This is a genomic window from Acinetobacter sp., from assembly GCF_041911495.1.
GTDB lineage: Bacteria > Pseudomonadota > Gammaproteobacteria > Pseudomonadales > Moraxellaceae > Acinetobacter.
The window spans coordinates 15017-28004 of record NZ_JAYROT010000041.1 but is presented as its reverse complement, the minus strand read 5'-3'; the positions used below and the strand labels follow the sequence as shown (position 1 = coordinate 28004).

Annotated in this window: 10 protein-coding genes; 7 read left to right on the top strand and 3 right to left on the bottom strand. The window is 41.4% G+C overall.

Annotated features, from left to right (window positions below; all coding sequences use genetic code 11):
• Position 1 precedes the first annotated feature (1 nt).
• Positions 2-814: an inner membrane protein YpjD gene (locus tag ACE3PQ_RS05570; RefSeq protein ID WP_374295958.1), complete on the bottom strand. Its 813-nt coding sequence runs from the start codon at positions 812-814 to the stop codon at positions 2-4.
• Between the two features lie 229 nt (positions 815-1043).
• Between ACE3PQ_RS05570 and ffh the strand changes: the two genes are divergently transcribed.
• Complete coding sequence (ffh, locus tag ACE3PQ_RS05565; protein ID WP_374295956.1) at positions 1044-2471, top strand: signal recognition particle protein; 1428 nt, start codon at positions 1044-1046, stop codon at positions 2469-2471.
• Between the two features lie 517 nt (positions 2472-2988).
• Positions 2989-3330 carry an MmcQ/YjbR family DNA-binding protein gene (locus ACE3PQ_RS05560; RefSeq protein WP_374295954.1) on the top strand — a complete coding sequence of 114 codons (342 nt, stop codon included), beginning with the start codon at positions 2989-2991 and terminating at the stop codon, positions 3328-3330.
• Between the two features lie 64 nt (positions 3331-3394).
• Here ACE3PQ_RS05560 and ACE3PQ_RS05555 read toward each other — a convergent pair whose 3' ends face one another.
• Complete coding sequence (locus ACE3PQ_RS05555; RefSeq protein WP_374295952.1) at positions 3395-4141, bottom strand: type III pantothenate kinase; 747 nt, start codon at positions 4139-4141, stop codon at positions 3395-3397.
• Between the two features lie 16 nt (positions 4142-4157).
• The gene (locus ACE3PQ_RS05550) at positions 4158-4946 is read right to left on the bottom strand and encodes a biotin--[acetyl-CoA-carboxylase] ligase (RefSeq protein ID WP_374295950.1); all 789 of its coding nucleotides are present in this window, start codon (positions 4944-4946) and stop codon (positions 4158-4160) included.
• Between ACE3PQ_RS05550 and ACE3PQ_RS05545 the strand changes: the two genes are divergently transcribed.
• The 5 genes from ACE3PQ_RS05545 (at position 4945) to nfuA (ending at position 12857) form a co-directional block, all read left to right on the top strand.
• Positions 4945-5742, top strand: coding sequence for a sulfite exporter TauE/SafE family protein (locus tag ACE3PQ_RS05545; protein WP_374295947.1), 798 nt, complete (start codon positions 4945-4947; stop codon positions 5740-5742). The genes ACE3PQ_RS05550 and ACE3PQ_RS05545 overlap by 2 nt on opposite strands.
• Before the next feature lie 557 nt (positions 5743-6299).
• Positions 6300-6998: a GntR family transcriptional regulator gene (locus ACE3PQ_RS05540; RefSeq protein WP_374295945.1), complete on the top strand. Its 699-nt coding sequence runs from the start codon at positions 6300-6302 to the stop codon at positions 6996-6998.
• A 381-nt stretch (positions 6999-7379) separates the two neighbouring features.
• Positions 7380-10847: a chromosome segregation protein SMC gene (gene smc, locus ACE3PQ_RS05535; RefSeq protein WP_374295943.1), complete on the top strand. Its 3468-nt coding sequence runs from the start codon at positions 7380-7382 to the stop codon at positions 10845-10847.
• Between the two features lie 3 nt (positions 10848-10850).
• Complete coding sequence (locus ACE3PQ_RS05530; protein WP_374295940.1) at positions 10851-12008, top strand: cell division protein ZipA C-terminal FtsZ-binding domain-containing protein; 1158 nt, start codon at positions 10851-10853, stop codon at positions 12006-12008.
• 210 nt (positions 12009-12218) lie between these two features.
• Entirely contained in the window at positions 12219-12857 is a 639-nt protein-coding gene (nfuA, locus tag ACE3PQ_RS05525) for a Fe-S biogenesis protein NfuA (RefSeq protein ID WP_241570632.1), read from the top strand.
• Positions 12858-12988: the final 131 nt, after the last annotated feature.

Sequence of the window (12988 nt, the reverse complement as noted above, 5' to 3'; positions counted from 1 at the left end):
ATTAGCTACGCATCAATAGAATTTCAAGGACAAATTTACTACCAATAAAACCTATGGCTAACAATACAAAACCAAGCAGGGTAAAGCGAATGGCTTTTTGACCACGCCAACCAAATCGCCAATGTCCGAGTAATAGGCCGCCATAAATAAGCCATGAAATGATACTAAATACGGTTTTATGTACGAGATGTTGCGCAAAGAAATCTTGGATGGTAAAGAAACCAAAACTAAGCGCAGCCGTCAGTAAAACAAAACCAATCAAAATCAAATCAAAGAGTAATGATTCCATGGTTTGCAGTGACGGCAGAATATTGACCCAAATGCGTTGTTTTTGTTTGCGTTTCAGTTCACGGTTTTGAAGCCAAATTAGAATCGCATGTAATGTTGCCATGAATAAAACAGCATAAGCAGATAGCGACAGGATAATATGAATATCCATGCCCACACCTTGCTGACGGATCACATGACCTGAGGTGCTGAGCAGACTTCCTATCACCAAGCCGAGCATAGCAACAGGTGTAGAAATGAGATTGAGAATAAGTACAGGTCGATAGATACTAAAAATCAAGCTTAAAAGGAGCATCAATCCAGAGGTAAAGGAAATCAGATTAAACAGTTCATAATTGATGCCTTGTGCGGTCATCATATCCAAGCTTAAGGTCAAAGCGTGCAAAATGAGTCCGATCGACAAAGTTGACCAGACAAAAAACGGATTGGCTGTACTTTGCTTAACAAAATGATGAAGCAAATACAGAAAGCTCGTTAAATAAGCAATCAATGCTAAAAGCGTGAAAATGGTATGTAGGCTCAACATGCGCTGTGCATTATCCAAATTATTTTTAAATCAATATAGAAGTTAACAATCAGTGAGGTGACAACTCATTGTCAATCTGCTTAAACTAAGTTGCAAAATGCGTCCATACTTGAATATTCATCAATTGAGATATAAATTCTTTGCAAACTCAAGTATCCTATAGCATCTTATGCATATTTATCCCTGTTGGAAAGGTTTTTTTCAATGGGTAGTTTAAGCGGAATTTTCAATGTTTGATACATTAACCGACCGACTCACACAGAGTTTAAGAAATGTTGCTGGTACAGGGCAACTGACAGAAGACAATATTAAAGATACATTGCGTGAAGTGCGCATGGCATTGCTTGAAGCGGATGTCGCATTGCCTGTGACACGTGACTTCATTGCCAAAGTCAAAGAGCAAGCTTTAGGACAAGAAGTTTTAAAACAGCTTTCACCGGGACAGGCTTTCGTCAAGATCGTTCATGATGAACTCGTCAGCATGATGGGTGATGCCAATGAATCATTGGATTTAGCAGCCAAACCTCCTGTGGTGATTCTACTTGCAGGTCTGCAAGGTGCGGGTAAAACGACAACTGCTGCGAAATTGGCACGTTTCCTCAAAGAGCGCCAGAAGAAAAAAGTCGCGACGGTATCAGCCGATGTCTATCGTCCTGCGGCGATCAAACAGCTTCAAACAGTTTCGCAAGAAGTTGGCGTGGATTGGATTGCATCAGAAGCCTCTGAAAGCCCAATTACCATTGTGAATCGTGCGATTGAACAAGCCAAAATTAAATTCGCTGATGTGTTAATCGTCGATACCGCAGGTCGTCTGCATGTCGATGATGACATGATGGACGAGATCAAAGAACTGCACGCTGCGATCAAGCCGACAGAAACCTTATTTGTGGTCGATGCGATGACAGGTCAGGATGCGGCGAATACCGCCAAAGCCTTTAATGATGCTTTGCCACTCACAGGTGTGATTCTGACCAAAACTGATGGTGATGCACGTGGTGGTGCGGCGCTATCTGTACGTGCAATCACAGGTAAGCCAATTAAATTCTTGGGTATGGGCGAGAAGCTCGATGCCCTAGAGCCATTCCATCCTGAGCGTATTGCACAGCGTATCTTAGGTATGGGTGACGTGCTGTCTTTAGTCGAAGAAGTGGAACGCAAAATCGACAAAGACAAAGCCGAAAAAATGGCGAAAAAACTGCAAAAGGGCGGTACATTTAACCTTGAAGATATGCTGACCCAGTTTGAGCAAATGCACAAAATGGGCGGAATGATGGGCTTCTTGGACAAGCTCCCTGGTATGAGCGGTTCAGGCATTCAGCAAGCTGTAGAGCAAGCACAACCTGAAAAGCAAGTCAAAAAGATGCAAGCGATCATCCAGTCGATGACGGTCAAAGAGCGTCGCAACCCTGACATTATCAACCCAAGCCGTAAAAAGCGTATCGCAGCAGGCTGTGGTATGGACATTCAAGACATCAACCGTCTACTCAAGCAACATGCACAGATGGCAAAAATGATGAAGAAATTCTCATCGCCATCGGGCATTGGCAAGATGCTACGAGGCATTCAGACCATGCAGGGTAAAATGGGCGGAAATATGGGTGGCTCAGGTGGTGGTATGGGACCACTGTTTGGTGGCTCGGATCAAAATAAGAAATAATCTTTTCTGATTCCATTTTTGAATGATGAAAACCGCTTTAGGGAAACTTAGAGCGGTTTTTAATTGCGTAAAGATAATTTCAGACAAGTAGTGAGATGTGAGCTAACACCTATCTATGTTAAATCAGATTCAAGAATAATGTGAATTTCGAGGCGTAAATTAGCATGATTTCAGTGATGGTTTCTTACAAACTTTAACAAGGATTCGTTGATAAAATAAAGCAAACATTGCAAATTTCATCAAAGATCTTAAAGCATTAGATGCTTCAAAATTTCAATAACATATATTTTGCAAACAAGATGGCTTAACTTTTGTTCATCATTCGATGTATCAAGATGAGGTCATTCAAAAGAAGCTGTTAAATATCCTATCATTTCTTGAGTTCCAAAGATAAAGAGATGAGCATGGACTGAATGGTAAACCTGAAATAGAATTTTTTGATTTAATCCATTCATCAGATCAAAAGTGGAAATAAGATTGAATGATTAAAGGTTAAATCAAAACGACCCTCGAACAATTGAAACAGTTTTGCCACTCGCTTAAATGTGTTGAACAAAAAAAGCCTTTTGATTGCCAATGGTTAGTGTTTACAGTACTTGGGAAAATGTTTTGCCTGACAGATAGTGTGGATTATCAGTTTATCAATATGAAAAGTGATCCTGATGAGACTATGATTTTTAGGGAGATTTATCCTGAAGTCACTGCGGGCTATCATACGAACAAACGCAATTGGAATAGCGTCAATATGCACGGCTTAGTTTCAGAAGATCTGTTGCAAGAATGGATTATTCATTCATACGAATTAGTTGTGGGAAAGTTGCCAAAGAAAGTACATAAGGAATTGTCCGAACAGGTTTGACCTAATACAAATTACGATTTCGTTGAAGACAACATTTAAGTAATACGACTGAGTAGGACAACCATTAAGCGTTTTTATTCAGCTGATAAAACACATAATGCTGTAAACCTTTTAACAATAAATCTGACTCGACAATGGGTTGATATCGGCTCAAATGTTTAGCAAAAAATGGTGCATCGCCACCTGTTAAAATCAATTGAACATCAGGATGAGTTTTTAAACTCTGATGAATTGCGCCCAGTAAGCCAAGTAAGATGCCGTGATGTACTGCATCACTGGTATTGCGTCCAACGGCAAGACTTTCAAAGGCTTGATCTGGGATTTTGATGCCTTTGGTGCCTTGTGTGAGTGAGTCACGTTGCAGATACAAACTTGGCAGAATATAACCGCCTAAATGCGTTTTTGCTTCGAGTAAATCAATGGTCAATGCTGTACCACATCCGATGATGCAGTAATTGCCCGTATCTTGTGTCATGGCTAAGACTTGTAGCCAACGGTCGATACCAAGCTGATTTGGCACATCATAACCTGTAGTTAAACCTGCATATTCGGCATGTACTTTGGCAAAATAAATCGGTGCTTTGAGTCGTTTTAAAGTTTTTTCAATCCGTTGATTAGTCGTTTGATCGAGTACGGATGAGATGCCAATTAAGCTGATGTTCTTGTGTTGGAAATGTGCGCTTAAACCCAGTAATAAATCGGCAGGGGATTGTAGGTGCAATTCCGCTGCATGTTCAATGACCTGACCTTGTGCATCACAAAGCCAATATTTTAAACGCGTATTACCCAAGTCGAGCCAAAGTTGATTCATGTGTTTCAGCAGATATTTATGGAATCATTAAGCGCCCATCATAGCAGACTGTATTTGTAGCGTCTGCATCTTGGCGAATCAGCATTGCGCCATCATCTTGAATGCCTTGAAAATAACCAACCAGATCGGCTTGATGTTGACGTTGAATATTGACCCATTGATCTTTAAACGCAGCAACAGCATTGAAACGTTGTGCGAGATTTTGACTACCGAAATTAAACCATTGCACGGCTTGCGTCAGCGCCAAATAAATCTCTGTTAAAAACTGAATTCGATCAAAGTGAGTTAAGCCAAGCTCGCTAAGGCTGGTAGTCGCCTGCTGAATTTCTTTGCTTTGCTCAAAAGGCACGACATTGATACCGATACCAACAATGACCTGATGTGCATTGAGGGGTTCAACCAAAATGCCTCCGCATTTGCCTTGTGGGCTGTAGAGATCATTTGCCCATTTAATTTGTAAATTATCTAATTTTTCTAAAGTTTCAGTATGCAAAATATTTAAGCCACATTCCAAAGCAAAACGTCCATCGACAGGACGTTCAAGGGTAAATAGCGCACTCAAAAAAATATTACCTTGTGGAGAGAGCCATTCTCGTTGATGTTGCCCACGACCATGACTTTGTTGATGACTAATTACTAGTGCCGATTGCACACCTTGTTCATACAGCTCTCGCACATCATCGTTGGTTGAGCGTGTTTTAGACTTGCAAATTATCCGTTGTGGCGTAGCATGGTGTCGTTCCAGTAGTGCGCAGAGCAAGTGTTGCTCCGTTTCTGGACTTTCGATGCAAAAGGTTCGATCCATGACTTTACTCATATATTTATTGATTGGTGCGGCGGCAGGCTTTACTGCGGGCTTATTTGGTGTGGGCGGTGGATTGACCATTGTGCCGATATTGTATCTGGTCTTTTTACAACAAGGTTATGATCCGTCGATCGTGATGCACATGGCACTCGGTACATCGTTAGCGACGATTATGGTCACGTCAATCAGCTCTTTGTCTGCACATCATAAAAAAGGTGCGGTACTCTGGCAAGTCTTTCTTAATCTAGCACCGGGTCTGGTCATCGGTGCATTTCTTGGTGCAGGGATTGCCGATTTATTACCGACACATGGTTTGCAATTGATCATCGGACTTTTTGCACTTTGGGTTGCATGGCGCATGTTTCGTACAGCGCAAGTACAGATTGATCCAAATTCAAAATTACCCTCTAAAGTGGCACAAGTCGGTGCAGGTGCAGGCATTGGAGTGGCATCAGCGATCTTTGGTATCGGTGGTGGCAGTTTAACTGTACCCTATCTCAATCGTCATGGTGTGGTAATGCAAAATGCAGTTGCAACATCGGCGGCGTGCGGTTTGCCAATTGCGATCGCAGGGGCACTCGGTTTTATGTGGTTTGGTGTGCAAACCCAACCAATCAAAGGTGCAGTGGGCTATGTGCATATTTATGCCTTTATCGGCATCAGTGTGATGAGTTTTATCACTGCAAAATTGGGTGCGAAAGTGGCGCATCAACTCTCACCTGCAATGTTGAAAAAGTGTTTTGCAGGCTTACTTACATTGGTTGGAATATTCTTTGTGTATAAAGGGTTTTTCTAATTATCGGCCAAGCAAATTTTAGATTTATATTTCTTAGATTCTAAAAATAGGCAAAAAAAACCTAGCCATTGGGGAGGCTAGGTTGAAAAACGAAAAGTTTTCAAAATAATCAATACACTCTAGGGGTGATCAAATAAATCGTATTGACCAGTGCCTTACTACAATTATTATCTAATGATTTGAACGAAATGTACAATTGTATTTTATCATCATACGGATAACAAAATTCGATACTCAATGTGATGTTTTTCATAAATAATCTGAGTAATGTTAAATATTTAAAGTAAAATTAAATTCAAAAATTGAATTAGGCATCATAATGAGAGGAATTTAAAAAGTGATAAACGGTCTTGATCACTAAAGATTGTTAGAAAAAGTTGTGCTATTGTCATGCGAGAGTAGGTTAAATATAAAGCATATGTTGTGCAAAATGTCGAAGATTGGAATTTCATCAAAGGTTAAGGAACAATCTTAGACGAAAAAAATATTGCTTTGTCTAGTAATGTCAAAGTCATGATGACACAGCGCAATTCAAAAAAAGTAATCAATGAGGTGCTATGGAACTCGGTCAATCCTCGGAAGGTCTTTCTGAACAAATCGCAAAACATATTGCTGAGCAGATCATCCTTGGCGAGTTGGTCGAGGGTGAGCGTATTCAGGAAGTGCGTATTGCGACTGAGCTTGATGTCAGTCGAGGCTCGGTGCGAGAGGCTTTGCTATTATTACAACGCACCTATTTGATTGAGATTTTCCCACGTCGTGGAGCGATCGTGTCTGAGATGTCGAGCGGACAAATCCATTATCTGTTTGAAACCAGTTTATTGGTGCTGGGTTATTTGGTACAGCAGATTAGTGATGCGTGGCAAAGTGCTGAACAAGCAGAGATGCAGAAGCTCCTTGATCAATTGTCAGTCCTTGTACGCGGTGGCGACTTTGAAGGGTTTTATGAGGCGATTTTTGAATTCCTCACCGCATATAATCAAAAAATGGATAATTTTTATCTGAGTAATATTTATCAGAGTATCCTACCCTCGATTCGTCGGGCATATTACCTGACTTCGAATAGTGCCAAGCGTGAGCTTCAAGAGGCGTATGCACTGTTTCAATTGGTGATTGATGCGATTTTGCGCAGAAATGCACAACAAGCCACTTTATTTGTGGATGATTTTTGCCGACACTTACGCAATCTCGTGCTCGAATCTTTGGCACGAATGAAACAGGTCGAATTGGCATGGGCAAGGCGTTCACGTCGTTAGCTGTTAGTACGGTCAAGTTCGCTATAGTTAAGATCGCTGTGGTTAAGTCCAATGTGTTGAAGTGATATATTTTATCTATTTAGATAGGTTTTTATAAAATATTTGGTGCATGATACTGAAAAGTAAAAGCAATTTTTTCAAGGTCTTGTGGTTTATGTTGATATGTCGGGATTAACCTTCGGTTCGACTTACTTTTCTTTCGGGAAAAGTAAGCAAAACCATTTGTCAGGCGCAAACTCGGTCAGGTATTGTTTAGTTATTCAATATCTTGAAAAACAGTACGTTACAATTTGTGTGCTGACCTCGAACAATGCGCCTGACACTTCCAGGAATCAGATCACTTTTACTCATCTCTTATGTCGAATTGAGGTTATATAAGCGATGCGTTTAAGTAGTCTAAAACTCGCAGGTTTTAAGTCTTTCTCCGAAAGCACCACCTTGCATTTTAAGGATAGCCGCTCCGCCATCGTCGGACCGAATGGCTGTGGCAAATCCAATGTCATTGATGCCATTCGCTGGGTGATGGGCGAGTCCAGTGCCAAGCAACTTCGTGGTGGCAATATGCAAGACGTGATCTTTGCAGGGAGCTCATCTCGTAAGCCGAATAGCGTGGCAAGTGTCGAACTACGTTTTGAAAATACCTTGGGGAAATTGGGCGGTGCATATAATGCCTACACCGAGCTTAGTGTAAAACGCCAGGTCAACCGTGAAGGTAAATCTGAATATTTCTTGAATGGCACCCGTTGTCGTCGTAAAGATATTACCGATATTTTCCTCGGTACAGGGCTTGGGCCGCGCTCTTATGCGGTGATTGAGCAGGGCATGATCAATCGACTGGTCGATGCCAAACCTGAAGAAATGCGGGTCTTTATCGAAGAGGCAGCGGGAATTTCACGCTACCAAGCACGTCGCAAAGAAACCTTGCAACATCTTGAACATACGCAAGATAATTTGTCACGATTGCACGATATTGCCTCAGAATTAAAATCACAAATCAGGACATTGAATCGTCAGGCTGAACAAGCAGAAAAGTATCAAAAATTAAAAACCGATGCACATCAACTGAAAGTACAACTGTGGTCAAGCCAGTTTCATCAACATGGTGAACAGGTTGCCAAGCTCGCACAGCAACTTGCGACACTGAATCAAAACTATCAAACACAGCACAAAGCCTTAGAACAGACGGAAATCGAAGCGCATTTACTGCAACAAAAACTGCAACAGCAACTCCCACAGTCAGAACAACTGCAAAAAGCATGGCAATCTGCCAAAGAAAAACTGCAACAAAGTCGTTGGCAACTTGAACAAGATCAACAGCATATCGAGAGATTACAGCACAATATCAGCAAAGCGGAATCACAACAGCAAAGTGCCTTACTACAATATAATCAACAACAATCTGAGCGTGAAAATCTGCAAACGCAATTGGCGAAAGCGCAAGATTCATTGGCTGAATATCAGCAGTTGAGCGAAGACAGCCATTTTGATTTATCGGCATTGCAAGTGCGCATGACGCAACATGGCGAGGAATTCAATCAACTCAAACAATCGTTAAATCACCTACAACAACAGCGTAATCAATTGCACTATCAATATGAGCAAGTGCAAAAAAATCGTCAACGTGCCGAACAGCAAGCGCAACACCTGCAAAGTCAATTGGACTTAGCGCAAGATCAAGAGATTCAACTTGAACTCGATGATGTACAGATCGAATTGGCAAGTGTGCAGATTAAAATTGACGATGAACAGCAAAAGCACAGTGAACAACACGATCAGCTTGAACAGTTGCAACAGCAAAAGAATCAACTGGAACAACAGCAGCAGCATGTCAAATTACTCCATAAAAATCTCGAAGCGGATATTCGACAAACTGAAAAATTATTGAGTGGACTGAATCAAAATACGGCACATTCTGCCGAGCATCCATTACTCAGCCAATTACAACTCACTGAACACGGCAAACAGCACAGTGAACTGATCGAAAAAGTCTTGGCAAAATGGTTACAAGCCAATGTGGTCGATGATTTAGATTGGTCATATCAAGGGCAACGTCAGCTTATTTTGAGTAAAGATTTAGATTTTTCAAAAATTGACGGTTTAGAATCCATTAACACATGGATTTCTTCAACGATTCATCCATTGTGGCAAGGGATTTATGTTGCAAAAAACTTGACCGATGCGCAGGTAAATTTAAATCGCTTATCAACTCATGCCAGTATCATCACAGAAGATGGTTATTGGCTTGCACAAGATTGGTGGATCAATCTGAATTTGGATAATCAAGATCAAGCAGGGCTACTGCACTATCATCAACATTTGCAAAGTTTGCAGACGCAATTTCAGGACAATCAACAGCAGATCGAACCGATTCAGCAGCAACTCGATCAAGTCATTAATGAGTTAAAAACTGTTCAAACTAGGCAATTTGAACGTCAGCAACAACTCAAATCTTGGCAAAACACACAACAACAATTGCACACCACGCAAACCAAGCTACAAGCCAAAATCGAACATCAAGCGCAAAATACCGCACAATATCAAGAGCAGTTGCATGTCTTGCAATTACAACTTGAAGATGATGTTGCAGAGCTTGAGCAGATTCAATATGACAAAGTGGCGCTTGAACTAAAAATTAATGAGATGCAACCGAAAGTCGATGCAGGGCAGGAGCTTGCGACAACACATCAACAACAATTACACGATTTACAAGCACAGTCCACTGCCGATCAAAAACAATTGCAAGACAACACGCAAAGCATTCAGCAGTTGCAGTCGAAACTGGCGTTGATGGATAAAGATCAAGATTTTCATCAAGAACGTTTGGCACAGCTCGATGAACAACAACTGGGTGCAAGACAGCAAATCACACGCCTGCAAACAGGTTTAGAAAAATACCAAGCCAATGTTGCAACAGCTCAAGCGGATGCAGACCAATCGGAAAAAGCATGGCAGACATGGCAACAAGGGATTGCAACTTTACAAACTGAACAGCAACAATTGAGCGATCTGCGTCAACAACAACAGCAAGACGATCAAGCCTTACGTGATCAATTGGAAAATACACGCTTGCAATGGCAACAACATAAAACTGAACAGCACCATGCCAAGTCACAACTGGAAGAGCTTGGCGCACAGGCGATTGATGTTTCCAAATTAGATAGCTCGCAATTGTATGAAACTGTGCAAACTTCCCAAGTCAAAGCACAATTGGAACAGCTCGAACAACAATTACAAAAAATGGGTGCGGTCAATCTAGTTGCCTTTGAAGAACTGCAAGAAAAACAAGCCCGTTTCGATGAGCTCGATCATCAAATCCAAGATTTGGAGCAGACCGTAGCGCAACTGCAAGATGCCATGCAGAGCATTGATCAAGAAACTAAACAATTGTTTATGAAGACTTTTGATCAGATCAATCGAGAGCTACAGGGTTTATTCCCAAAAGTCTTTTCAGGTGGTGAAGCGAGTCTGAGCTTAGAGGATGATTGGCAGTCAGGTGTACGTCTGATGGCACGACCGCCTGGGAAACGAAATAGCACATTGGCATTGCTTTCTGGTGGTGAAAAAGCTTTGACGGCTTTGGCACTGGTGTTTGCGATTTTTCGTCTCAATCCTGCGCCATTTTGCGTATTGGATGAAGTCGATGCGCCACTAGATGATGCCAATGTAAATCGTTTTTGTAATTTGGTAAAAGAACTATCACAACAGGTACAATTCATTTACATTACACATAATAAGCTTGCCATGACGATGGCAACTGATCTTTTGGGAGTGACCATGCCTGAGGCAGGAAGCTCAAAACTTGTGGCGGTGAGCCTTGCGCAGGCAGAAGCATACGGAATAACGGAGTAAAGTATGGATCAACTTTGGGAAATCGTTGGTATCATCGTGGCTGTGGTGATGGTGGTGATCGGATTGCGTTTAATCCTGAAAAAGCCCAAAGTGCAAGCAGATGACACACCGTCAGAAGTGTTTATTGAGGCGCAGAGCCAACAGCCTGTGATACCACGTCATCTTCGAAATGATCAAGTGAATGTGGATCATATACATTCATTAAACCATGCAGAACGTAAGCAAAGCCTTGAACAAGTCTTCGATGCCCAAGATACTGATAATCATGCAGATACAAAGCAAACTGTAGAAGCGGATGGTTTTGAATTAGACAGTGAAAAATCGCAAGTGGAAACTACTCAAGAACAGAGTTCACTGCGTGCAAATACCCAACAAGATTTATTCTCTGCTGATCCTGTTGATGTGGAACATGAATCAAGTACGGATAAATCTGTAGAAATTGAAACAGTTCAAACAGAAACTACAGATGAAATCGTTACAACAAATCCATCTGTTGCACATGATAAAGCCGATGAAATTGAACGCTTTATAGAACAACTAGATCAAGACGAAGTAGAGCAATCACAGCAAAAAGAAAATGTTGAAAATGACTTCATTGAAGAAAATGCGGAAACAGATACAACACCAGACAATCAGTTAGAAACGGTAAAAATCGAAGAGTGGCAGGGCGAAAGTGATGTGTTAGACGCACACTTGAGCGAGCAATATCGCAATGATGAAGAAAGTGCTTTGGCAAAAGCAGAGCAACTCATCGCACTGTATCTTTACCCAAATCCGACACGTGTCTTGTCTGGTGATCGTGCGCTGAAAACTTTATTAAAATATGGTCTACGCTTTGGTGAAATGTCGTGTTTCCATCGCTATGAAAATCCTGAAACGGCGAGTCCACTGATGTTTAGTGTACTTCGAATTAATGATGACGGTGCACCGACAGGTTTTGATCTTGAAACTTTACCAAGTGAAGAGGTCAAAGGTTTAGCTTTCTTCTTAGCATTACCAAATAGCCATGCGGTGCAAGGCTATGACATGATGGTTAGTCTTGCAGGTTTGATGGCACGTGATATTGGTGGTTTAGTCTTTGATGAGCAATCATTGGAGCTGACACCGCAACTCCGTGATCATTGGCGACATTATGTGATTGAATATAAATCATCGAAGTAAATAAGCCTAACACTTAAAAGCGCATCATCAAGATGCGCTTTTTTTATACTCAAAATTTAAATTAAAGCTTTTGGGACAATCTAAAATGTGAGTAGCAGGCTTTCCCTAGCACGACCATCGTTTAATTCACATGCCTAAATCTGACTGTTTTGCTCAACTTCAAATACGAAATGTTGTATCATATACGCAGTAATTTTAGGAGTAAGATGTATGTCTAACCAAGCCACAAATTCAACTGATGCCGATCAAATTCCAAATATGATCATTACACCAACGGCACAGGAGTATTTGAAAGATTTATTGGCGAAGCAAAATACTCCTGGGATTGGCGTGCGTATCTTTGTCGAAAGCCCAGGAACTGCACGTGCGGAATGCTGTATGGCATATAGTGCGCCAGAAGATGTGGTGCCAACAGATTACAAACAGGATTATCCTGATTTTCCTGCATTTATCGACACGCCATCTATTCCGTATTTAAAAGATGCAGTGATCGACTACAACAAAGATCGCTTTGGTGGTCAATTAACATTTAAAGCACCAAACTCAAAAGTGCCACGTGTTGGTCCTGATGCGTCAATTGAGGAGCGTATTGCCTATGTTTTGCAGGCGGAAATCAATCCAGGGCTTGCAAGTCATGGTGGTAACTGTAGTCTGCTCGAAGTTTTCGAGGATAAAGAGCACGGCTTAACAGCGGTATTGCAGTTTGGTGGTGGTTGTCAGGGTTGTTCAGCGATCGACCTTACACTTAAGCAAGGCGTAGAAACCACATTACAATCGCACATTCCAGAGCTTGCTCGTGTGATTGATAAAACCGACCATACGCAAAATGATGGCGCTTATATGAAATAAGCGGGTTGTTTTTTGAAAATGAAAGATCACTACGGTGGTCTTTTTTATTTGTACCTTTGAAAGATGAAATTTCACATTTTAATTTCCAATGATGCAATCCGCACAAGCCTTAAAAATTCTGCTAAAGTAGC